This is a genomic window from Cupriavidus sp. 30B13, assembly GCF_049059565.2.
GTDB lineage: Bacteria > Pseudomonadota > Gammaproteobacteria > Burkholderiales > Burkholderiaceae > Cupriavidus.
In genome coordinates this window covers 3,884,141-3,906,363 of record NZ_CP188223.1, presented here as the reverse complement: position 1 = coordinate 3,906,363, position 22,223 = coordinate 3,884,141, and the positions used below count along the sequence as shown (strand labels likewise).

The window sequence follows — 22,223 nt, the reverse complement described above, 5'->3', positions numbered from 1 at the left end:
GATCAGCTCTGGTCCAGCCGCCGCCCCAGCGCCCACACCGCGCCCAGCACCAGCACCACCGCGCCCATCAGCCCGAGCGACCACCAGAAGCCTTGCGGCTCGCGCAGCCACGGCATGCGCTCGAAGTTCATGCCGAAGATGCCGGTGATCAGGGTCAGCGGCATGAACAGCGCGGTGATCAGCGTCAGCGTGCGCATGGTGCGGTTGGTGCGGTGCGCCACCGCCGAGAAATGGATCTGCACGGCGGACTCGATCGAATCCTCGAGCCGGCGCGCGTGCGCCAGCACGCGCGAGATATGCTCCATCACGTCGTTGATGCGCACCAGCAGCGCGTCGTCGCGGCCCGCGGCGCCGGCCTGTCCCTCGCTGGCGATGCTGTAGCTGTTGTCGAGCAGGCTGTCGCGGAATTCCTGCAGCGCATCGTGCTGCTCCTCGCACAGGTGTTCGAGCCGGCGCAGTTCGATGCGCGCGTCGAGCAGTCCCTCCCAGCTGGAAAAACTGCGCCGCGTGCTGAGCAGCGCGCGCTGCCAGCGGTCGAGCTGGCGCGTGAGCGGCGCGCGCAGTTCCAGGTAGCGGTCCACCATCGCATTGAGCAGCCGCAGCATCAGGTCTTCGGGGCGCGTCGGCGGCCGGATGCCGTGCACCAGCGCGGCGTGCCCGTTGGCGCGTGCCTTAGCGGCCGACTGCGGGCGCGGCTCGCGGCATAGCTCGAGCAGCCGCTGGCGCACCTGGTCGAGGGTGCGCGATTGCGCCGGGCGCACCGTCAGCAGCACGTTGTCGAACACGAAGCAGGTGACCGGCTGGGTGTCGATGCGCGCCAGCGCGGGCAGGAAGCCGGGCGGATAGCGGCGCGGCTTCGCCGCCGCCGGCCGCGTGCCCGCGCTGTCGGGCGCGGCGGCGGCAGGCCGGGCGGGCAGTGCCGGCGGATTGGGCGGATTGGGCGTGGCCGGCGCCGCGGCGCCGGCCGGCGCGGGCTCGCCGCCCGCCTCGGCGATCAGCCGGCTGGTCTCGAAGGTGAGCTTGCGGAAGACCACCATGTCGTACGCATGGGTCGTATCGAAATACGACGGATGCGCGGGATTGGTGGCGTCGAGCAGGTGCAGGTCCAGCACCGGGGCGCCGGTCAGCACCTGCACGCTGTCGCGCCAGGCCGCCGGCGCCATGCCGACTTCCTCGATCGGCGTGTCGACCCACACGAAGCGGGCCGCCGCGTTGCCGGCGAGGAAGTCGCGCGCCTCGTCGAGCGAGGCAAGCTGGTGGACCTGGCTGGCGGAGAAGCCTAGCAGCTGCATCCGGGCCCGTTCAGCGCGTGAGCAGGCGGGCGGCGTCGCGCGCGAAGTAGGTCAGGATGCCGTCGGCGCCGGCGCGGCGGAAGGCCAGCAGCGACTCCATCATGACCTTGTCGTGGTCCAGCCAGCCGTTCTGCGCGGCGGCCTTGAGCATCGCGTATTCGCCGCTGACCTGGTAGACGTAGGTGGGGAAGCGGAACTCGTCCTTCACGCGGCGCACGATGTCCAGGTACGGCATGCCGGGCTTGACCATCACCATGTCGGCGCCTTCCATGATGTCCTGCGCCACTTCGCGCAGGGCCTCGTCGGTGTTGGCCGGGTCCATCTGGTAGGTCATCTTGTTGCCCTTGCCCAGGTTGGCCGCCGAGCCGACCGCGTCGCGGAACGGGCCGTAGAACGCCGAGGCATACTTGGCCGAGTAGGCCATGATGCGGGTGTGGATGTGGGCGTTGTCTTCCAGCGCGGCGCGCACCGCGCCGATGCGCCCGTCCATCATGTCGGACGGCGCCACGATGTCCACGCCGGCCTCGGCCTGCGTGAGCGCCTGCCTGACCAGGATCTCGACGGTAACGTCGTTGATCACGTAGCCGTTGTCGTCGAGCACGCCGTCCTGGCCGTGGCTGGTGTACGGGTCCAGCGCCACGTCGGTCAGCACGCCCAGCTCGGGGAAGCGGTCCTTGAGCGCGCGCACGGCGCGCGGGATCAGGCCTTCGGCATTGGTCGCCTCGATGCCGTCCGGCGTCTTCAGCGACGGGTCGATCACCGGGAACAGCGCGATCACCGGGATGCCGAGCTTCACGCAATCCTCCGCCACCGGCAGCAGCAGGTCCACCGAGACGCGCTCCACGCCCGGCATGGACGCCACGCTCTGGCGCTGGTTGTGGCCGTCGAGGATGAACACCGGGTAGATCAGGTTGTCCGGCGACAGGCGGTTTTCGCGCATCAGCCTGCGCGAGAAGTCATCGCGGCGCATGCGGCGCGGACGGTACTCGGGGAAAGTGGACATGGCTTGAGGTGAGGGAATCGGGGAAGGATCGGGAGAAGTCGGAAGGACGTGGCGGGAATTGCCGCGGCCGGCCGCCATGCGGCGGACGAGTGACCGGGCAGGCCGCTCCGAAAGAAAAACTAAACTTTTGATCGTGCCCGCTATCATACTCGCGGACACCCTGTGTTGCGCTTGCGCGATGTGGCGTCCCCCGCTACTCCTCCCTGAGCGGGTACCCACCCTCAACCGGTGGGAAAGTTCGTCCCCGTTGCTTGCAGCGGGGTTTTTTTTGCCGGCCGCTTTATCCCCATCGCTTTTCGCCGCGACGGGTACGCGGCCCGGCCTATTCGGCGACCGGGCCGGGCGCGCCGTCTGCCGGCGCCGGTTCCGCGCCGGGTGCCACCGGCGGCTGCGCCTCGGGCAGCGCCAGCCAGCCGGCCACCACGCGCTGGGCCTCCTCGATACCGCGCCGCTTGAGGCTGGAAAACAGCTGCGCGGTCAGCGCCACGGGCGTGTCGAGCTGCTCGGCGTAGCCCGCCAGCACCTTGCGCGTTTCGCGCAGGGCCAGGGCGTTTTCGCTGTTGGTCAGCTTGTCGGCCTTGGTCAGCAGCACGTGGATGGGCCGGCCGGTGGGCAGGAACCACTCCACCATCTGGCAATCGAGGTCGGTAAACGGGCGGCGCGCGTCCATCATCAGCACCAGCCCGGCGAGCTGCGTGCGGGTCTGCACGTAGTCGCTCAGCAGCCCCTGCCAGTGGAACTTGGCCGAGCCCGAGACCTGCGCGTAGCCATAGCCGGGCAGGTCGACCAGGAAGGCCAGCGGGTCCGGCGCCTTGACCGGCGCCACCGAGAAATAGTTGATGTGCTGGGTGCGGCCCGGCGTGCGCGAGGAAAAGGCCAGCCGCTTCTGGTTGCACAGCACGTTGATGGCGGTCGACTTGCCGGCATTGGAGCGGCCGGCGAAGGCCACCTCCGGCACCGCCGTGGCAGGCAGGTCGCGCAGGTGGTTGACGGTGACGAAGAAGCGGGCCTGGTGTAGGAGGGACATGCGCGTGGGCAATGAGGCGGGGCGGCGGCAGCTGCGCGCGGGACGTTGGCGCTGCCGGCGCGACCACGCCGATGTGAGTGAGGCGGGCGGCACTTGGGCCGCCGGGTTGGCCGGGGGGTGGCGTCGGGCCGCGTCGCGGCGCGCACATCCTCTATCCGGCACACGATTTATTGTACAATAACGCGGTTAACGGCCTCCCGATTGGGTGACGCGTGGCATCCTTGGCGCGCCTCATTCCGTAAAGGGAAGCCTTGCGTGTCCGTTCCATCGTGGTAGCGCGGCCTGCAGTTCCGGCCTCGTTGCGGCGGCACCAGGAAGCCGGTGCCGGCACAGCGGGGCAAGCCAGGGCCGGGGGTCTGCTACCTGGATATTCGCACGGTCCGCCGCATCCGCACGATTCGTTCGCACGGGCGCGGCGCCATCCGGGTTTGCGTCTGGGCGTGGTTGGTTCAGGCGGCCGGGCGGCCGTCGTGATGAATTTCCGATGTCAAAGTCCCGTTCCTGCGCGTCCTCACCGCAGGCAGGAGGCTGAGCGGCGTGCTCTGTGGAATTCAAAACAATCAGAGAAGGTGTGCGAATGAACCGCATTGCGAAACTTCTGGCTGTCGTGGCGCTGGCTCTGCCTGCAACCGCCATGACGGGTCTGGCATCTGCAGCCGAGCAGCCCGCCGCCAAGGCCGACCCGGCCAAGGGCGAGACGCTGTACACGCAAGGTGTTCCCGATCGCAATGTCCCCGCCTGCCTGAGCTGCCACGGCGCCGGCGGCAACAGCGCCGCCGCCGTCAACCCGAAGCTGGCCGCCCAGCATTCCGAATACGTCCACAAGCAGCTCGACGACTTCAAGGCCAAGACCCGCAACAACGCCATCATGTCGCCGTACGCGGCGGCCCTGTCCGAGCAGGACATGAAGGACGTCGGCGCCTACCTCGCCAAGCAGGCCCTCAAGCCGGCCACGGCCAAGGACAAGGACACCATCGAAGCCGGCCAGAAGATCTACCGCGGCGGCATCGCGGCCAAGGGCGTGCCGGCCTGCGCGGCCTGCCACGGTCCCACCGGCGCGGGCATTCCCGCGCAGTACCCGCGCATCGGCGGCCAGTGGTCCGAGTACACCGAGGCGCAGCTGGTCGCATTCCGCCAGGGCACCCGCAAGAACAACACCGTGATGAGCACGATCGCCGCCAGGATGTCGGACGCCGAGATCAAGGCGGTCGCCGACTATGTCGCCGGTGTGCGTTGAGAGGTAAATTCAGAAGAAACCCTGGCGCCGTTGCGCGGCGTGCCGCGCCTGATGTACTGTCGCCAGGCTTCCGCCTGAAACAACCTCGACCAGTCGTTCCGCGCCGGCGCAGCCAAGCAGCCCGGCAGCAATCGAAGAGGGTGGCCTGCGCGAGCATGCCCACCCTCTTTTTATTTGATGGCCCCAGGCCACACCGCACATGTCGACCGCTTCCACGTCCGGACTGCACCTGAAGACTTCCCACCGCCTGCTGCGCGACGCGGTGGAGCTGCTGTCCTCGATGCGTTTCGCCATCGCGCTGCTGACGGTGATCGCCATCGCCAGCGTGATCGGCACGGTCCTCAAGCAGAACGAGCCGTATCCCAACTACGTCAACCAGTTCGGGCCGTTCTGGGCCGACCTGTTCCAGACGCTGTCGCTGCAGAAGGTCTACGGCTCGTGGTGGTTCCTGCTGATCCTGGCCTTCCTGGTGGTCTCCACCTCGCTGTGCCTGACGCGCAACGCGCCCAGGATGGTCACCGACATGCGCTCGTGGAAGGACCACGTGCGCGAGCGCAGCCTGCGCGCCTTCCACCACCGCGCCGAGTTCGACGCCAGCCGCCCGCGCGCCGACGCGGTGGCGCGCCTGAGCGCGCTGCTGGCCAACCGCGGCTACCGCGTCAAGGCCGTGCCGCACGAGGGCGCCACGCTGCTTGCGGCCAAGGCGGGCGCGGCCAACAAGCTCGGTTATATCCTGGCGCATACCGCCATCGTGGTGATCTGCATCGGCGGCCTGCTCGACGGCGACATGCTGATCCGCGCGCAAATGTGGTTCGGCGGCAAGACGCCGATCAGCGGCAACGCCGTGATCACCGACATTCCGCCGCAGCACCGCCTGTCGGCCAGCAATCCGGGCTTCCGCGGCAACGCCTTCGTGCCGGAAGGCGCGACCGTGTCCACCGCCATCCTCAACGTCGCCGACGGCGCGCTGGTGCAGGACCTGCCGTTCAACATCACGCTCAAGAAATTCACGGTCGAGCACTATTCGACCGGCATGCCCAAGCTGTTCGCCTCCGACGTGATCATCACCGACCGCGCCACCGGCCGCCGCACCGAGGCGACCGTCAAGGTCAACGAGCCGCTCGTGGTGGATGGCGTGGCGATCTACCAGTCGAGCTTCGAGGACGGCGGCTCCAGGCTGAAATTCGTCGGCTACCCGATGCAGGGCGGCAGCGGCAAGACCTTCGCCTTCGCCGGCACGGTGGGCGCAAACACGCCGCTGGCCGGCACCGGCAGCGCGGCGGACGCCGAGGGCCTGACGGTGGAATTCAGCGATTTCCGCCTGATGAACATCGAGAACGTCACCGATGCTTCCGGCAAGCCCGACGCGCGCGGCGTGGCGCACAAGTCGTTCAACGAGAAGCTCGAGTCGCACCTCGGCTCGGCCGTCAATCCGGACCGCGCCAAGGAACTGCGCAACGTGGGCCCGTCGGTGCAGTACAAGCTGCGCGACCGCAACGGCCAGGCGCGCGAGTTCAACAATTACATGGTGCCGGTGCAGCTCGACGGCCAGACCGTGTTCCTGGCCGGCATGCGCGATTCGCCCAGCGAGCCGTTCCGCTACCTGCGCATTCCGGCCGACGAGCAGAACAGCGTGGCGGACTGGATGCGCCTGCGCGCCGCGCTGCAGGACCGCGCGCTGCGCGGCGAAGCGGCGCGCCGCTTCGCGCTGGCGTCGATGCCCGGCACCGAGCGCGAGACCCTGCGCGGCCAGCTTGCCGAGAGCGCGCTGCGCGCGCTCGACCTGTTCGCCGGCGCCGCGCGCAACAGTCCGCAGGCGCCGCCGGGCGGCTTCACCGCGATCGCCGCGTTCCTGGAGAAGTCCGTGCCGCAGGCCGAGCAGCAGAAGGCGGCCGACGTCCTGCTGAAGATCCTCAACGGCGCGATGTGGGAGCTGTGGCAACTGGCGCGGGCGCAGGACAACCTGCCGGTGGTGCCGAATAGTGCGCAGAGCGGCGCTTTCCTGCAGCAGGCCATCAATGCATTGTCGGACAGTTTCTTCTACACCGCGCCGGTTTTCCTGCAGCTCGACGACTTCACCGAGGTCAAGGCCAGCGTGTTCCAGATGACCCGTGCGCCAGGAAAGAACATCGTGTATCTTGGCTGTCTGCTGCTGGTGCTGGGCGTGTTTTCCATGTTCTACATCCGCGAGCGCCGCGTCTGGCTGTGGGTCAAGGACCCGGCGGGCGGCGGCGCCGACGGCGCCGCCAGCCACGTGCTGATGGCCATGTCCACGCAGCGCCGCACGCTGGATTTCGAAAAGGAATTCGCCGCCCTGCGCGACGATGTCGGCCGCGCGGCCGGAGCGGGCGGCGAGAACGGCAAGCGCGAGACGAACGACAAGAACGACAAGAACGGCAAGAGCGGTACGAGGCAGCGCGGACGGCACCGGTGACGCCCGCCAAGGCATGCCGGCCGCGCATTGAATGAGGCCGCCCCCGCAATCAAGCAGAGAACCACTATGTCTTCGAATGTGAATCAGGCCAGGACGGCCATGCCGGCGGGCACGGCCGCCCGAACGGGCGCCGGCACCGCCGGCGGCGACCAGGCTTACCTGGAGCCGTCGTTCCTGCGTCGGCTGAGCTGGGCCGACTGGCTGTTCGCGCTGCTGCTGGCGGCGGGCGCGGGCTTCGCGCTCACGCGCTACGGCGAGTGGATGAACGTCTACGACAAGGGCGTGCTGATCGCCGCGGTGCCCACCTTCGCGCTGCTGGGCTGGCACTGGAAGCCGCTGCGGCTGCTGATGGTGGCGCTGGCGGTGCTGTCGCTGTCTGCCATCCAGCTTTATCACGGCCAGCTCGCGCGCGCCGAGCAGGCCTTCTTCCTCAAGTATTTCCTGTCGAGCCAGTCGGCCATCCTGTGGATGAGCGCGCTGGTGTTCCTGTCCACGCTGTTCTACTGGGGCGGCCTGCTGGCGCGCGCCGAGAGCGGCATGCAGATCGGCAGCAAGATGGTGTGGGCGGCGGTGGTGCTAGGCTTCACCGGCATGCTGGTGCGCTGGTACGAGTCCTACCTGATCGGTGCCGACATCGGCCACATTCCCATCTCCAACCTCTACGAAGTGTTCGTGCTGTTTACGCTGATCACTTCGCTGTTCTACCTGTACTACGAAGCCCACTACGCCACGCGCGCGCTCGGGCCCTTCGTGATGCTGGTGGTGTCGGCCGCGGTCGGCTTCCTGCTCTGGTACACGGTCAGCCGCGACGCCAGCGAGATCCAGCCGCTGGTGCCCGCGCTGCAGAGCTGGTGGATGAAGATCCACGTGCCGGCCAACTTCATCGGCTACGGCACCTTCGCCCTGGCGGCCATGGTTTCGTCGGCCTACCTGCTCAAGCAGCGCGGCATCCTGGCCGATCGCCTGCCCTCGCTCGAGGTGCTCGACGATGTGATGTACAAGGCGATTGCGGTCGGTTTCGCGTTCTTCACCATCGCCACCATCCTCGGCGCGCTGTGGGCGGCCGAGGCCTGGGGCGGCTACTGGAGCTGGGACCCGAAGGAAACCTGGGCGCTGATCGTCTGGCTCAACTATGCGGCGTGGCTGCACATGCGCCTGATGAAGGGCCTGCGCGGCACGGTGGCGGCCTGGTGGGCGCTGGTGGGGCTGCTGGTCACCACCTTTGCCTTCCTCGGCGTGAACATGTTCCTGTCCGGCCTGCACAGCTACGGCGAACTCTGAATCGGTTGCCGCAACGCAATAAGAAAAACCCGCCGCTGGTCCGGCGGGTTTTTTTTCGCCCGCATGGAATAAACACGTCACATCCGGTGTTTACTGAAGGAACGGCGCCGGTTGTCGGTGCCGACCCGCATGGAGACACCCATCATGGTTCGTTCCCGCCTTTTTGCAGTACCTGCCCTGACTTCGCTGTCGCGTCCTGCCGCGCTCGCCTTCGCCTGCTCCGCCGTACTGCTGTCCGCCTGTTCGGGCATGGGTGGCATGGGCGGGGCCGGCAACATGCCGCCCACGGTGAAGGTCGCCAACGGCGCGCTGACCGATCCGCAAGGCCTCACGCTCTATACCTTCGACCGCGACAGCGGCGACCGGAGCGCGTGCAATGGCGGCTGCGCCACCAACTGGCCGCCGCTGCTGGCGTCGCCGGGCACCAGCCCGATGGGCAGCTACACCATCATCACGCGCGACGACGGCGCCAAGCAGTGGGCCTACCGCGGCAAGCCGCTGTACCGCTTTGCCAAGGATGCCAAGCCGGGCGACCGCACCGGCGACAACCTCAACAACGTCTGGCACGTCGCCACGCCCTGATGGCGGTGCGCGCTGCCTGAGGCCATGGACGGCTTCGACCGCCAGCTGGTGGCGCTGGCGCCGCGCCTGCGGCGCCACGCGCGCGGCCTGACCGGGGATGCGGCAGCGGCCGACGACCTGGTGCAGGACACGCTGGAACGCGCCCTGCGCTACCGCTGGCGTTTCCGCCTGCGCGCCGGCGCATGGTGGGGCGACGGCGCCGACGGGCTGCTGTCCTGGCTGCTGACCATGATGCACAGGCTGCGCATCAATGCTTACCGGCGAGCCGATCTCGTGACCTTTGCCGACACCCTTCCCGACGTACCCAGTGCTGCGCCCGGACCCGCGCTCGGGCTCGACCTGGCGCGCGCGCTGGCCCAGCTGCCCGAAGCCCAGCGCGCGGTGATGCTGCTGGTCGGCCTGGAGCAATTCACCTATGCCGAGGCCGCGCAGGTGCTGGGCGTGCCGGTCGGCACCGTGATGTCGCGGCTGGCGCGCGCGCGCGAGCGGATGCGCGAACTCATGGATGGCGGCGCCACGCCGGCCACCGCCGCCCACCCTGGCGGCCCCGGATTGCAGCGAGTCAAGTAATGCCGCTGATCGACGAATCCGATCTCCACGCTTACGCGGACGGCCAGCTCGACCCGTCCCGCCGCGCCGAGGTGGAGGCCTACCTGGCGGCGCACCCGGAGGCGGCCGGGTGGGTCGGCGACTGGCGCCGCCAGGCCGATGAGCTGCACGCCGCGTTCGATGGCGTGCTCAACGAGGCCGTGCCGCTGCGCGCGCTGCCGCCCAGGCTGCAAGGCCGCGCCGCCGCGCCGGCGGCGCGCGCGGCGGGCTGGCGCATGGCGCTGGCGGCGAGCCTGGCCTCGCTGGTGGCCGGCGGCGCGGCCGGCTGGCTGGCCCGCGGCCAGGCCGGCGACCTCGCCGTGCTGACGCCGCCGGCCGAGCGTTTCGCGCGCGATGCGCTGGCCAGCCATGTGGTGTATGCGCCTGAAGTGCGTCACCCGGTCGAGGTGGCCGCCTCGGACGAGGCGCACCTGGTGGCCTGGCTGTCCAAGCGGCTGGGCGCGCCGCTGCGCGTGCCCGACCTGCGGGCCGAGGGCTTCCACCTGATCGGCGGGCGCCTGGGCGTGGCCGAAGGCGGCCCGTCGGCCATGCTCATGTACGAGGCGGACAACGGCAGCCGGATCTCGCTGCAACTGCGGCACATGGCGCCGGGCACGGCCGACGCCGCCTTCCGGCTCGAGCGCCTGCCCGGCACCGGTGACAGCCATGGCACCGCGGCCTTCTACTGGGTGGACCGCGACCTCGGTTTCGCCCTGGCCGGCCCGCTCGAGCGCGGCGCGCTGCTGGCGCTGGCGCAGGCCGTCTACCGCCAGTACCAGGACGACTGAAGCCGCCGCCATGTCGAAAAAGATGCCAGGATGCGCCGGCACCAAGCGGCCGGGCGCGAAGTCCAATCGTGCAGGCGGCCTGGCCCAGGCCGGTGTGCGCGAACCTGCATGCAACAAGGAAACCCGACGATGCTGATTCCCTCTCCCAAATGGCTGCGCGGCGGCGACATCGCCGCCAGCGAGATCACGCCGCGCGGCGTCTTCGAGGCGCGCCGCCGCCTGCTGGCGCTGGCCGCGGCCGGCGCCGCCGGGAGCACCCTGACGCCGTGGTTCTCGCGTCGCGCGCTGGCCCAGACGCCGCACGGGCGGAAGCTGCCGGCCACGCCCAACAACGCCTACGTGGTGCCGGAAAAACGCACGCCCTACGAGGACGTCACCACCTACAACAACTTCTACGAGTTCGGCACCGACAAGTCCGACCCGGCGCGCAACGCCGGCACGCTGCGCACGCGGCCGTGGCAGGTTGCCGTCGAAGGGCTGGTGAAGAAGCCCAAGGCCTACGACATCGACGAGCTGCTGCGCCTGATGCCGCTGGAGGAGCGCGTCTACCGCATGCGCTGCGTGGAAGGCTGGTCGATGGTGATCCCGTGGAGCGGGTATTCGCTGGCCGAGCTGATCCGCCGCGTGGAGCCGCAGCCCGGCGCCAAGTACGTGGAATTCGTCACCCTCGACGACAAGAAGCAGATGCCCGGGCTGGGCAGCCGCGTGCTGGACTGGCCGTACACCGAGGGCCTGCGCATGGACGAGGCCATGCATCCGCTGACGCTGCTGACCTTCGGCCTCTACGGCGAGGTGCTGCCCAACCAGAATGGCGCGCCGGTGCGCGTGGTGGTGCCGTGGAAGTACGGCTTCAAGAGCGCCAAGTCCATCGTCCGGATCCGCTTCGTCGACAAGCAGCCCAGCACCAGCTGGAACCTGGCGGCGGCGCAGGAGTACGGCTTCTACTCCAACGTCAATCCGGACGTGGACCATCCGCGCTGGAGCCAGGCCACCGAGCGCCGCATCGGCGAGGACAAGAGCGGCGGCGGCTTCAGCGCGCTGTTCGCGCCCAAGCGCAAGACGCTGCCGTTCAACGGCTATGCGCCGCAGGTGGCGTCGCTGTACCAGGGCATGGACCTGAGGAAGTTTTTCTGATGGGCCCGCCGGACCTGTCCCCGCCGCGCGCCGGCGCGCCGGGCGCGCGCGCCGCGCAGGGCACCGCGCGGTCCGGCCTCGCCGCGCTCGCGCCCGGGCGCGTGCGCGCCGTCAAGGCAGCGGTGTGGCTGCTGGCGCTGCTGCCCTTCCTGCGCCTGCTGTTCCTCGGCTTCACCGGCCAGTTCGGCGCCAATCCGCTGGAATTCGTCACGCGCTCGACCGGCACCTGGACCCTGGTGATGCTGTGCGCCACGCTGGCGGTGACGCCGCTGCGCCGGCTCAGCGGCTGGCCCTGGCTGGTGCGCCTGCGGCGCATGCTCGGGCTGTTCGCGTTCTTCTACGGGCTGCAGCATTTCCTGCTGTGGCTGGCCGTGGACCGCGGTTTCGACGTGGCCTACATGATCAAGGACATCGCCAAGCGGCCCTTCATCACGGTGGGGTTTGCCGCGTTCGCGCTGATGGTGCCGCTGGCGGCCACCTCGACCAGCGCCATGGTCAGGCGCCTGGGCGGCAAGCGCTGGCAATGGCTGCACCGCGCCGTCTATGCCGTGGCCGTGCTGGCCATCCTGCACTACTGGTGGCACAAGGCCGGCAAGCACGACTTCGGCACGGTGTCGATCTACGCCGCGGCGGTGTTCGGCCTGCTGGCCATGCGGTTGTGGTGGTGGTGGCGCAAGCCGGCGCCGGCGCGCCGCTGAGCGCGGGCGCACCGGCAAGCGAGGGAGCGGCTCAGCCCTGCAGCAGGCGCTCGTCGCGGAACAGGTCCTCGACGCGCTCGCGGCCGCGCACCAGGTGCACGTCGTCGCCGTCGACCATCACTTCGGCCGCGCGCGGGCGGGTGTTGTAGTTGGAGCTCATGACGAAGCCGTAGGCGCCGGCCGACATCACGGCCAGCAGGTCGCCCGGCTGTACCGACAGCGCGCGGTCGCGGCCGAGCCAGTCGCCCGATTCGCATACCGGGCCGACCACGTCGTAGGTCACCGGGGCGGCCTGTTCCGCCTCGCGCAGCTGCACGGGTTCGATGCGGTGGTAGGCCTCGTACATGGCGGGGCGCGCCAGGTCGTTCATGGCCGCGTCGACGATGCAGAAGTTCTTGGCGGCGCCCGGCTTGAGGAATTCCACCTGCGTGAGCAGCACGCCGGCGTTGCCCACCAGCGAGCGGCCCGGCTCGAACAGCACTTCGCGGTGGCCGTGGCCGCGCTCGGCCACGCGGTCGAGCAGCGTGCGGGCAAAGCCGGTGATGTCCGGCGGGGTCTCGTGGTCGTAGGTGATGCCCAGGCCGCCGCCCACGTCGATATGCTCGAGCCTGATGCCTTCGCGCTCCAGCGCTTCCACCACGTCCAGCACCTTGTCCAGCGCTTCCAGGTAGGGCGCGACCTCGGTGATCTGCGAGCCGATGTGGCAGTCGATGCCGGCCACTTCTAGGTGCGGCAGCGCGGCCGCGGCGCGGTAGGTCGGCAGCACGTCCTCGAAGGCCACGCCGAACTTGTTGCCCTTCAGGCCGGTGGAGATATACGGATGGGTCTTGGCGTCCACGTCCGGGTTGATGCGCAGCGACACGCGCGCGCGCTTGCCCAGGCGGCCGGCCACCGCGTTCAGGCGGTCCAGCTCGGGGATCGACTCCACGTTGAACGACAGCACGTCGTGCGCCAGCGCCAGTTCCATCTCGGCCGCGGTCTTGCCCACGCCCGAGAACACCACCTTGCGCGGATCGCCGCCCACGGCCAGCACGCGCTGCAGCTCGCCCCCGGACACGATGTCGAAGCCCGCGCCGAGCCCGGCGAAGACCTGCAGCACGGCCAGGTTGGAGTTGGCCTTCATGGCGTACTGCACGCGCGCGCGGCGGCCCTGGCACGCCGCGGCGTAAGCCCGGTAGGCGGCGGTCAGCGCGGCGCGCGAGTAGACGTAGGTGGGGGTGCCGTATTCGGCGGCGATGCGCGCCAGCGGCACGTGCTCGACTGCGAGCGCGCTGTCGTGGCGATGGAAGAAGGCGGTCATGGTTACTTGGCGGTGGGGGTGGCCGGCGCGGTCGCGCCGCCGGCCTGCGGGGTTGCCGGGGCGGCCGGCGCGGCTGCGGGATTCGGCACGTTCGGGTTGCCCAGGCCTGGGTCCGGTACGGTCGGCCTGGCCGGCGCGGCGGGCGGCCGGGGCATGGTCAGCGGGCCGCGGATGCCGCATCCCGACAGCAGGGGCATCGCAAGGCTGGCGGCAATCGCCGATACAATCGCAACACGACGCAACATCGGGTCGTCCTAGAAGAGTTGTCCGGCGCGTGCCCGCGGCGAAGGCGGCGCGACGGCGGGACCAACGAAAAACGAAACTGGATTCAACACGTTACCGGCCAGGCGGCGCCTGATGCGCGCCGGCCGGGCGGTCTTGGAGTTTAGCATGCCCCCCATGAGTGAAAGCGAGTTCCTGGCCCTGGCCCAGCAAGAGCTGGACCGGCTTGAAAGCGCGGTGGAAACGGCCGCCGACGCGGCCGACGCCGACATCGAAATCAACCGCGCCGGCAACCTGATCGAGCTGGAGTTCGAGGACGGTTCCAAGATCATCGTCAACAGCCAGGCGCCGATGCAGGAACTGTGGGTGGCGGCGCGCGCGGGCGGCTTCCATTTCCGCCACGACGGCCGGCAATGGCTGGATACGCGCGGGGGAGGGGAGTTGTATGCGGCGCTGTCGGCGTACGTGAGCCAGCAGGCCGGGGTGACGCTGCAGCTGAACTGAGGATTGCCGCTGCCCGCGTGGCGCCGGCATTCCGGTGAATACCGGCGCCACCCCGGGCAGAACAACCTGCGCGGGCGGGGCTTAGCCCCCGCCGCCGAACATCTCCAGGATCCGCTTCTTCTCGCCCTCGATGTCGGCCGGCGACTGCGTGCTCTCGTCCGGCTTGCCCGGCCACGGGTCGCCCAGCCCCACCGACGCCACGCCGGCGCCGCCGGCATTCTCCTCGAAGGTCCAGTCGCCGGCCACCATCACCACGCCCTCGGGCGCCTGGCGCTCCGGCAGCTCGGGCACGCCCTTGAGCATCTTGCTCATGTAGCCGACCCAGATCGGCAGGGCCAGGCCGCCGCCGGTCTCGCGCACGCCCAGGCTCTTGGGCTGGTCGTAGCCCATCCACGCGATCGCCACCAGCTTGGGCGTGTAGCCGGCGAACCAGGCATCCACGGCATCGTTGGTGGTGCCGGTCTTGCCGGCCAGGTCGTTGCGGCCCAGGCGCTGCTTGGCGCTGTTGGCGGTGCCGGTGCGCACCACGTCGCGCAGCATGCTGTCGGCGATGAAGGCCGTGCGCGCGTCGAGCACGCGCACGGCATCCTCGCCGGCGCGCTGCGGCCTGGTTTCCGAGATCACGTTGCCGCGCGCGTCGACCACCTTCTGGATCAGGTAGGGATTGACGCGGTAGCCGCCGTTGGCGAACACCGAGTACGCGCCGGCCATCTGCAGCGGGGTGACGCTGCCCGCGCCCAGCGCCATCGGCAGGTAGGCGGGGTGCTTGTCGGCGTCGAAGCCGAAGCGCGTGATGTAGTCCTGGGCGTATTGCGTGCCGATGGCGCGCAGGATCCGCACCGACACCAGGTTCTTGGACTTGGCCAGCGCGCGGCGCATGGTCATCGGGCCCTCGAACTTGCCGTCGTAGTTCTTCGGCTCCCACACCTGGCCGCCGTTGTCGGCGATCGAGATCGGCGCGTCGTTGATCACGGTGGCGGGCGAGAAGCCCTTCTCCAGCGCCGCCGAGTAGATGAACGGCTTGAAGCTCGAACCCGGCTGCCGCCAGGCTTGCGTCACGTGGTTGAACTTGTTGCGGTTGAAGTCGAAGCCGCCCACCATCGAGCGGATCTCGCCGTTCTCGGGGCTGAGCGAGATAAAGGCCGCCGACACTTCCGGCAGCTGGGTGACCGACCACGCGCCCTTTTCGTCCTGCGTCACGCGGATGATCGCGCCCGGTCGGATGCGGGCCTTGGGCTGCGCGTTGGCCGCCAGCGACGGCGCGATGAAGCGCAGCGCCTGGCCCTCGATATTGGCCACCTCGCCCGACAGCAGCGTGGCCGTGACCTGCTTGGCCGACACGCTGGTGACCACGGCGGAGCGCAGGTCGTCGCTGCCCGGGTGTTCCAGCAGCGCGTCGTCGATGGCCTGCTCGCGCTCGTCCGGGCTGGACGGCAGGTCGATGAAGGCCTCGGGGCCGCGGTAGCCGTGGCGGCGCTCGTAGTTCATGATGCCCGAGCGCACCGCCTCGTAGGCGGCGTCCTGGTCGGTCTTGTTGAGCGTGGTGTAGACGGTCAGGCCGCGCGTGTAGGTTTCCTCGCGGTATTGCGCGTACATGAGTTGCCGCACGATCTCGGCCACGTACTCGGCGTGGGTGGAGAACTCGTTGCCCTCGCCGCGCACCTTCAGTTCTTCATGGATGGCCTGGTCGTACTGCTCGGGCGTGAGGTAGCGCAGGTCGCGCATGCGCTGCAGGATGTATTCCTGGCGCACCTTGGCGCGCTTGGGATTGACCACCGGGTTATAGGCCGAAGGCGCCTTGGGCAGGCCGGCCAGCATGGCGGCCTCGGCCGGCGTCACGTCCTTGATCGACTTGCCGAAGTAGACGCGCGCCGCGCTGGCGAAGCCGTAGGCGCGCTGCCCCAGGTAGATCTGGTTCATGTACAGCTCGAGGATCTGGTCCTTCGAGAGGTTGGCCTCGATCTTGTAGGCCAGCAGCATTTCGTACAGCTTGCGGGTGTAGGTCTTCTCGCTGGAGAGGAAGAAGTTGCGCGCCACCTGCATGGTGATGGTGGATGCGCCCTGCGACAGGCCGCCGCGCAGGTTGGCCACGCCGGCGCGCAGCACGCCGACGAAGTCCACGCCGCCGTGCTCGTAGAAGCGGTCGTCCTCGATGGCCAGCACCGCCTTCTTCATCACATCGGGGATGTCGGCGATCGGCACGAAATTGCGGCGCTCCTCGCCGAACTCGCCGATCAGCACGTTGTCCGCGGTGTAGATGCGCAATGGAATCTTGGGGCGGTAGTCCGTGATGGTGTCGAGCGACGGCAGGTTGGGCGCCGCCACCAGCAGGGCATATCCCACCAGCAGAGCCACCGCCACGATGCCGGCCACCAGCAGGCCCAGGGCCCAAAAGGTCAGCCGCATCCAGATCGGGCGGCGGGCGGGCAGGGACGGCTTCGGTTGTGCTGTGGCCATAAAGGGAACTACCTAGTTAGGGGTGCCGGGGATTATATCTCCCGGGATCGGGCCCTCCGGCCGCGCTGTGGCGGGAACGCCGCTATCGGGCTGTTACAAGATGTAATGGGATTGATATCTGCATGAAACGCGAAGAGGGGTCTGGCGCGCGGGCAGCGGGACTACCGTGGGATTTTGACAACGCTTTGCGTGGGGCGTCTGCGAAAAGCCACCGTGGTCAAACCGGCACATTGCCAGCACCCCACGTTTTTGTGAGAATCCACCAACTAAAAGAGCAAAACGTTTCATCCAAGAAACAAACAGACTCGCCCAATTAGAGCTGCCAAGCCAGGACGAGTTCAACGGTCAGGGGGTCACCTTGCGGCGAGGTATCTTGTCGGGGTTGTTGCGCCGCACGACGGTCGGCGTCGACATCGGGTCGTCCAGCGTGAAGGTAGTCGAACTGTCCGTGGGCAGTGGCAAGAACGACTACCGGCTGGAAAAATGCGCCAGCGAGCTGCTGGACCGCAATGCCGTTGCCGATGGCAACGTGGTCAATATCGAAGCGGTGGGCGTGGCCCTCAAGCGCGCGCTTGGCAAGGCCGGTATCCGCGGCAAGGACGTCGTGCTCGGCGTGCCCTCGATGCTGACCGAGTCGCAGACCGTCAGCCTGCCGGACAACCTGTCCGAGGATGAACTCTACGTGCAGGTGGAATCCGAGGCGCACCGCCTCTATCCGCCTTCGCAAGCCGTCAATTTCGACTTCGCCGTGATCGGCCCCAGCGAAACCGAGGGCGGCATCGGCGTGCGCGTGACCGCCGCCAACAGCGACCGCGTGCAGGAGCGCGTGACCGCCGCCGAGATGGCCGGGCTCAAGCCGCACGTGATGGACGTCGAGGAATACGCGGTGCAGCGCTCGGTGGTGCAGATGCTGGGCGTGTCGCCCGACCTCAGCGAGACCGAGGCCAAGGAGCTGCCGGTGGTGGTGGTGGTCCATCTGGGCGGCAGCCGCTCCAAGGCCATCTTCTACCAGGGCTGGAAGGAACTCTACGAGCAGCCCCTCAACAGCTACGGCGACCAGCTCACCCAGAGCGCCGCGCGCATGTTCACGCTGGACGCGCTCAAGGCGGAGATCAAGAAGCGCAAGAACACGCTGCCGGAAGCCTGGCGCACCCAGTTGCTCAAGCCTTCGCTGGAAGCCCTGGCGGTCGAGGTGCAGGGCGCCGTGCGCAACTTCCTGTCGTCGTCCAGCATCGGCCGGGTCGACGAGATCCTGCTGTCCGGCGGGCATGCCTCGCTGGTCGGCGTGCAGGCGGCGATCGAGCAGCAGACGGAGATCACCACCACGCTGGCCAACCCGTTCGCCAACATGATGACCGCCGGCAAGGTCAACGAGCGCTATCTCCAGCGCGACCTGCCGGCCTACATCGTGAGCGCCGGGCTTGCGCTGCGCGGCCTGCAGTAAGCCAGCGAGGGAAGCCGCATGTCCATCAACACGATCCCGACCGTCAACCTGCTGCCGTACCACGAGGCCCGCAAGGCTGCGCGCCGCAAGAAGGTCTACGCCATGCTCGGCGGCGCGGCGGGAGCCGGCGCGCTGGTGGTGCTGCTCGGCGGCCTGTACATCGACAGCCGCGTCGACGCGGTGACCGGGCTGAACCAGGTGCTCTCCACCGAGAACAGCCGCCTCGACCTGCAGATCCGCGAAGTCAACACGCTGCGCAAGGACATCGACGGGCTGCTGCAGCGGCAGAAGGCCATCGAGGGCCTGCAGAACGAGCGCAACCGCCCCGTGCAACTGCTCGAGGAGCTGGTGCGCCAGGTGCCCGAGGGCGTCTACCTGACCACGCTCAAGCAGGCCGGCGACGCCTTTACCGTCACCGGCATCGCGCAATCGAACGAACGCGTGTCGGAACTGCTGCGCAACCTCAGCCAGGTGAGCTGGCTGGACAAGGCCGAGCTGGTCGAGTCGAAGGCCGTGATGATGACCAACAACCTGCGCGAGCAGCGGCGCCTGTTCGACTTCTCCATGCGCTTCTCCTATCGCGCGCCCGAGGTGCCCGACGACGGCAAGAAGGGCCGTGCCGGCGCCGCCAGCGGCGCCGCGGCGCAGGGCGCCCGCGCGGGCAAGGGCTGACCTGACCATGGCACTCAATACCGAAATCTCGCTGGCCGCGCTCAACGACCTCGGCGCCCAGTTCCGCGGCCTCAGCCTGAACGAGCCGGAAACCTGGCCGGCCGCGCCGCGCGTGCTGTTCGCCGTGCTGGCCGCCGTGCTGGTGCTGCTGCTGGGCTGGCAGTTCTACTGGAGCGGCAAGCTCGACGAGCTCGACCGCAAGCACCTCGAGCAGGAAAGCCTGAAGCAGGCCTACCAGTCCAAGGTGGCGCAGGTCGCCAACCTGGACGCGCTGCGCAAGCAGAAGGCCGAGGTCGAGCAGCGCGTGGCGCTGGTCGAGCGCCAGCTGCCGAACAAGACCGAGATGGACGCGCTGCTGGCCGACGTCAACCACGCCGGCGTGGCGCGCGGCCTGCAGTTCGAGCTGTTCAAGCCGCAGGCCGCCGTGATCAAGCCTTACTTTGCCGAGATCCCGGTCAACCTGAAGGTCACCGGCCGCTACCACGACGTGGCGCAGTTCAATGCCGACGTGGCCGCGCTGTCGCGCATCGTGTCGATGCAGGGGCTGCAGTTCACCACCGGCAAGGACGGCGGGCTGGCGATGGAGGCCGTGGCGATGGCCTACCGCGCGCTCGACGCCGACGAGCAGGCGGCGCAGCGCAAGGCGGAAGCCGCGGCGGCCAAGACGGCCAAGACGGCCGCGGGAGCGAAGAAATGATGTCGGCGACCAGGGCTTCATGCCTGCGCGCCTGCGCCTGCGCGCTGCTCGGCATGGTGATGCTGGCCGCCTGCGGCGCCAGCGAGGAAGACGGCCTGCGCCAGTGGATGGCGCAGGCGCGCGCCGCCAAGGCGCCCCCGCCCGCGCCGCTGCCCGAGCCCAAGCCCTACGTGCCGCGCGACTACGCCGGGCGCAGCGCGCCGGAGCCGTTTGCCCAGAACAAGATCGGCGACCTCAACCGGGTCCTGTCCGATTCGCCGGAGTCCGGCCGGCAGCGCGAGCCGCTGGAGGACTACCCGCTGGAGAATTTCAAGATGCTGGGCGCCATGAAGAAGCATGGCGAGACCTACGGCGTCGTGCAGGTAGACAACAAGATCCACCACGTCAAGGTGGGTCAGTATCTCGGCCAGAACTACGGCCGGGTGGTCCGCATCAGCGATCAGGAGATCGTGTTGCGCGAATTGGTCCGGGAAGGGGTAGCCGAGTGGAAAGAGAAAATGACCAGCCTGAGGCTGGAGGGGGCGGCATGATCATGGGTCGCTGGTACCGGGCGCTCGCGGGCGCCGCGGTGATGATGCTCGCACTGGCCGCTCCGGCCGCGATGGCGCAGGCGGCGGCAGGCAATACCGTCAAGCGCGTGGATGCCACCACGGTGGGGGAGCAGACCGTCTTCACGGTCGAGCTGGCCGGCACGCCGGCGCAGAAGCCGGCGGACTTCACCACGCAGAACCCGCCCAAGATCGCCATCGACTTCCTCGACACCGGCTTCGCCCAGGGCCGCGCGCAATACGACTTCGGCGGCAAGCTGCTCAAGGGCGCCAATGTGGTGCAGATCGGCGACCGCACGCGCGTGGTCCTCGATCTCGCGCGCACGGCCAGCTACCGCACCGAGGTGCGCGGCAACCAGTTCCTGGTGCTGCTCGACAACGTCGCGCCGGTCACGCGCGCGGCGGCGCCGACCTTCGCCCCGGCCCCGGCGCAGGCGCCGCAGGCGGCGGCCGGACGGCCCACCCTGCGCAATATCGATTTCCGCCGCGGCCCGGACGGCGCGGGCCGCATCGTGGTGGACCTGTCCTCGCGTGACTCCGGCATCAACATTGCCCAGCAGGGCCAGAACGTGGTGGTGGATTTCCTCAACACCGCGCTGCCCGACGGCCTGCGCCGGCGCTATGACGTGAGCGACTTCGGCACGCCGGTGCAGGGCATGCGCGCCGGCGACAACAACGGCAGCACGCGCCTGACCATCGAGCCGCGCGGCAACTGGGAATACAGCTCCTACCAGACCGACACGCAGTTCGTGGTCGAGGTGCGCCCGGTCAAGGAAGACCCGGCCAAGCTGATCAGCGGCGCGGGTTTCCGCGGCGAACGGCTCTCGCTGAACTTCCAGAACATCGACATCCGCTCGCTGCTGCAGGTGTTCGCCGACTTCACCAACCTCAACATCATCACCAGTGAAAGCGTGCAGGGCAACCTGACGCTGCGCCTGAAGGACGTGCCCTGGGACCAGGCCCTGCAGATCGTGCTGGATGCCAAGGGGCTGGCTTCGCGCCGCAACGGCAATGTGCTGTGGGTGGCACCCAAGGCCGAGCTGGCCACCAAGGAAAAGCTCGAGCTGGAGTCGCAGCAGCAGATCAACGACCTGGAGCCGATCCGCAGCCAGGTGTTCCAGCTCAACTACCAGCGCGCCGAGGACGTGCGGCGCATGCTGCTCGGCCTGGCCGCGGTGGGCAGCACCGGCGGCGCGGGCGGCGCCGGCGCGCTCGCCAACCCGGGCGCGCTCGGCAGCGTGGGCGGCGTGGGCGGGGCGGCGGCCAGCAACACCCGCATGCTGTCCAAGCGCGGTTCGCTGACGGCCGATCCGCGCACCAACCAGCTGTTCGTGTCGGACATCGGCAGCAAGCTCGAAGAGGTGCAGAGCTTCCTCGGCAAGATCGACATTCCGGTGCGCCAGGTCATCATCGAGGCGCGCATCGTCGAGGCCAACGACAGCTTCAGCCGCAACCTTGGCGTCAGGCTCGGCTTCGCTTCCAAGACCGCCGGCGCCGGCTACGGCAATACCTACACCAACGTGGTGAGCCCGGTGACGCAGAACGCCACCTGGGACAACAGCCCCGCGCTGAGCCTGCCGGCGGCGGCGATCAACGGCATCAACCCGGGGTCGGTGGCGGTGAGCCTGTTCAGCAATTCGGCCGGCCGTTTCCTCGCGCTCGAGCTTTCCGCGCTGGAAGCGGACGGGCGCGGCAAGATCATCTCCAGCCCGCGCGTGGTCACCGCCAACAACATCAAGGCGCTGATCGAGCAGGGTACCGAGCTGCCTTACCAGGCCGCCACCTCCAGCGGCGCCACGTCGGTGCAGTTCCGCAAGGCCAACCTGAAGCTCGAGGTGACGCCGCAGATCACGCCCGAAGGCAACGTGCTGCTGGACGTGGACGTCAACAAGGACAGCGTGGGCATCCAGACCACCTCGGGTTTTGCCATCGACACCAAGCATGTGCAGACGCAGGTGCTGGTGGAGAATGGCGGCACGGTGGTGATCGGCGGCATCTACAGCCAGACCGAGTCCACCAACGTCAACAAGGTGCCCTGGCTGGGCGACATCCCGGTGCTGGGCAACCTGTTCAAGGACAACGCCAAGGTCAACAACCGCACCGAACTGCTGGTGTTCCTGACGCCCCGGGTGCTCAACGAGGGCGTCTCGCTGAAATAAGCGCGGGCCCCGGCGCCGGCCGCGGCGGGTTGGTCGCCGGGTTTGCCGCCCGATACGCCGGACACGCCGGACACGCCGGACACGCCGGATGCAGTAGACTGGGAGGCCGCATCGTGCGCGATGCGGCCTTTTTCATTGCCGGGCCGGGCGGCGCGG

Annotated in this window: 20 protein-coding genes; 14 read left to right on the top strand and 6 right to left on the bottom strand. The window is 68.8% G+C overall.

What is annotated here, in order from left to right; all coding sequences use genetic code 11:
* Nucleotides 1-2: 2 nt before the first annotated feature.
* The 3 genes from ACKI2N_RS17965 to yihA all read right to left on the bottom strand — a co-directional run bounded on the left by ACKI2N_RS17965 (nt 3) and on the right by yihA (nt 3,322).
* Entirely contained in the window at nt 3-1,292 is a 1,290-nt protein-coding gene (locus ACKI2N_RS17965) for a magnesium transporter CorA family protein (protein WP_426990085.1), read from the bottom strand.
* 10 nt (nt 1,293-1,302) lie between these two features.
* Nucleotides 1,303-2,295: a porphobilinogen synthase gene (gene hemB, locus ACKI2N_RS17960; RefSeq protein ID WP_420994470.1), complete on the bottom strand. Its 993-nt coding sequence runs from the start codon at nt 2,293-2,295 to the stop codon at nt 1,303-1,305.
* Nucleotides 2,296-2,617: 322 nt separating this feature from the next.
* Entirely contained in the window at nt 2,618-3,322 is a 705-nt protein-coding gene (yihA, locus tag ACKI2N_RS17955) for a ribosome biogenesis GTP-binding protein YihA/YsxC (protein ID WP_420994469.1), read from the bottom strand.
* A gap of 577 nt (nt 3,323-3,899) precedes the next feature.
* Between yihA and ACKI2N_RS17950 the strand changes: the two genes are divergently transcribed.
* The 8 genes from ACKI2N_RS17950 to msrQ all read left to right on the top strand — a co-directional run bounded on the left by ACKI2N_RS17950 (nt 3,900) and on the right by msrQ (nt 12,064).
* Nucleotides 3,900-4,559, top strand: coding sequence for a c-type cytochrome (locus ACKI2N_RS17950; protein WP_420994468.1), 660 nt, complete (start codon nt 3,900-3,902; stop codon nt 4,557-4,559).
* A 199-nt stretch (nt 4,560-4,758) separates the two neighbouring features.
* Nucleotides 4,759-6,993 carry a cytochrome c biogenesis protein ResB gene (locus ACKI2N_RS17945; protein ID WP_420994467.1) on the top strand — a complete coding sequence of 745 codons (2,235 nt, stop codon included), beginning with the start codon at nt 4,759-4,761 and terminating at the stop codon, nt 6,991-6,993.
* Between the two features lie 66 nt (nt 6,994-7,059).
* Nucleotides 7,060-8,274 (top strand): c-type cytochrome biogenesis protein CcsB, encoded by a 1,215-nt coding sequence (ccsB, locus tag ACKI2N_RS17940; RefSeq protein WP_420994466.1) that lies wholly within the window; start codon nt 7,060-7,062, stop codon nt 8,272-8,274.
* 144 nt (nt 8,275-8,418) lie between these two features.
* The gene (locus ACKI2N_RS17935) at nt 8,419-8,856 is read left to right on the top strand and encodes a hypothetical protein (protein ID WP_420994465.1); all 438 of its coding nucleotides are present in this window, start codon (nt 8,419-8,421) and stop codon (nt 8,854-8,856) included.
* A 24-nt stretch (nt 8,857-8,880) separates the two neighbouring features.
* Nucleotides 8,881-9,426 carry an RNA polymerase sigma factor gene (locus tag ACKI2N_RS17930; RefSeq protein ID WP_420994464.1) on the top strand — a complete coding sequence of 182 codons (546 nt, stop codon included), beginning with the start codon at nt 8,881-8,883 and terminating at the stop codon, nt 9,424-9,426.
* Nucleotides 9,426-10,232: an anti-sigma factor family protein gene (locus ACKI2N_RS17925; RefSeq protein WP_420994463.1), complete on the top strand. Its 807-nt coding sequence runs from the start codon at nt 9,426-9,428 to the stop codon at nt 10,230-10,232. The genes ACKI2N_RS17930 and ACKI2N_RS17925 overlap by 1 nt, the downstream gene beginning before the upstream one ends.
* A gap of 129 nt (nt 10,233-10,361) precedes the next feature.
* Complete coding sequence (msrP, locus tag ACKI2N_RS17920; RefSeq protein WP_420994462.1) at nt 10,362-11,366, top strand: protein-methionine-sulfoxide reductase catalytic subunit MsrP; 1,005 nt, start codon at nt 10,362-10,364, stop codon at nt 11,364-11,366.
* Nucleotides 11,366-12,064: a protein-methionine-sulfoxide reductase heme-binding subunit MsrQ gene (gene msrQ / locus ACKI2N_RS17915; protein WP_426990079.1), complete on the top strand. Its 699-nt coding sequence runs from the start codon at nt 11,366-11,368 to the stop codon at nt 12,062-12,064. Before msrP ends, msrQ begins: the two co-directional genes overlap by 1 nt.
* 31 nt (nt 12,065-12,095) lie before the next feature.
* On the opposite strand, the gene lysA is transcribed toward msrQ, so the two are convergent.
* Together lysA and ACKI2N_RS17905 are read right to left on the bottom strand one after the other, a co-directional pair.
* Nucleotides 12,096-13,364 (bottom strand): diaminopimelate decarboxylase, encoded by a 1,269-nt coding sequence (lysA, locus tag ACKI2N_RS17910; protein ID WP_420994460.1) that lies wholly within the window; start codon nt 13,362-13,364, stop codon nt 12,096-12,098.
* Between the two features lie 2 nt (nt 13,365-13,366).
* The gene (locus tag ACKI2N_RS17905) at nt 13,367-13,609 is read right to left on the bottom strand and encodes a hypothetical protein (RefSeq protein ID WP_420994459.1); all 243 of its coding nucleotides are present in this window, start codon (nt 13,607-13,609) and stop codon (nt 13,367-13,369) included.
* A 145-nt stretch (nt 13,610-13,754) separates the two neighbouring features.
* On the opposite strand from ACKI2N_RS17905, the gene cyaY reads away from it, so the two are divergent.
* Nucleotides 13,755-14,090 (top strand): iron donor protein CyaY, encoded by a 336-nt coding sequence (gene cyaY / locus ACKI2N_RS17900; protein WP_420994458.1) that lies wholly within the window; start codon nt 13,755-13,757, stop codon nt 14,088-14,090.
* Nucleotides 14,091-14,171: 81 nt separating this feature from the next.
* Here cyaY and ACKI2N_RS17895 read toward each other — a convergent pair whose 3' ends face one another.
* Nucleotides 14,172-16,547, bottom strand: a complete 2,376-nt coding sequence (locus tag ACKI2N_RS17895; RefSeq protein ID WP_420994457.1) for a penicillin-binding protein 1A — start codon at nt 16,545-16,547, stop codon at nt 14,172-14,174.
* Nucleotides 16,548-16,920: 373 nt separating this feature from the next.
* Here ACKI2N_RS17895 and pilM point away from each other — a divergent pair, with 373 nt between their 5' ends.
* Genes pilM through pilQ form a run of 5 tightly spaced genes read left to right on the top strand, consistent with a single transcriptional unit; the run spans nt 16,921 to nt 22,067 of the window.
* Complete coding sequence (pilM, locus tag ACKI2N_RS17890; RefSeq protein WP_420994456.1) at nt 16,921-17,991, top strand: type IV pilus assembly protein PilM; 1,071 nt, start codon at nt 16,921-16,923, stop codon at nt 17,989-17,991.
* A gap of 18 nt (nt 17,992-18,009) precedes the next feature.
* Nucleotides 18,010-18,663 (top strand): PilN domain-containing protein, encoded by a 654-nt coding sequence (locus tag ACKI2N_RS17885; protein WP_420994455.1) that lies wholly within the window; start codon nt 18,010-18,012, stop codon nt 18,661-18,663.
* Between the two features lie 7 nt (nt 18,664-18,670).
* Nucleotides 18,671-19,360, top strand: coding sequence for a type 4a pilus biogenesis protein PilO (locus ACKI2N_RS17880; protein ID WP_420994454.1), 690 nt, complete (start codon nt 18,671-18,673; stop codon nt 19,358-19,360).
* Complete coding sequence (locus ACKI2N_RS17875; RefSeq protein ID WP_420994453.1) at nt 19,357-19,890, top strand: pilus assembly protein PilP; 534 nt, start codon at nt 19,357-19,359, stop codon at nt 19,888-19,890. The genes ACKI2N_RS17880 and ACKI2N_RS17875 overlap by 4 nt, the downstream gene beginning before the upstream one ends.
* Nucleotides 19,887-22,067, top strand: coding sequence for a type IV pilus secretin PilQ (pilQ, locus tag ACKI2N_RS17870; RefSeq protein WP_420994452.1), 2,181 nt, complete (start codon nt 19,887-19,889; stop codon nt 22,065-22,067). Before ACKI2N_RS17875 ends, pilQ begins: the two co-directional genes overlap by 4 nt.
* Nucleotides 22,068-22,223 lie beyond the last annotated feature (156 nt).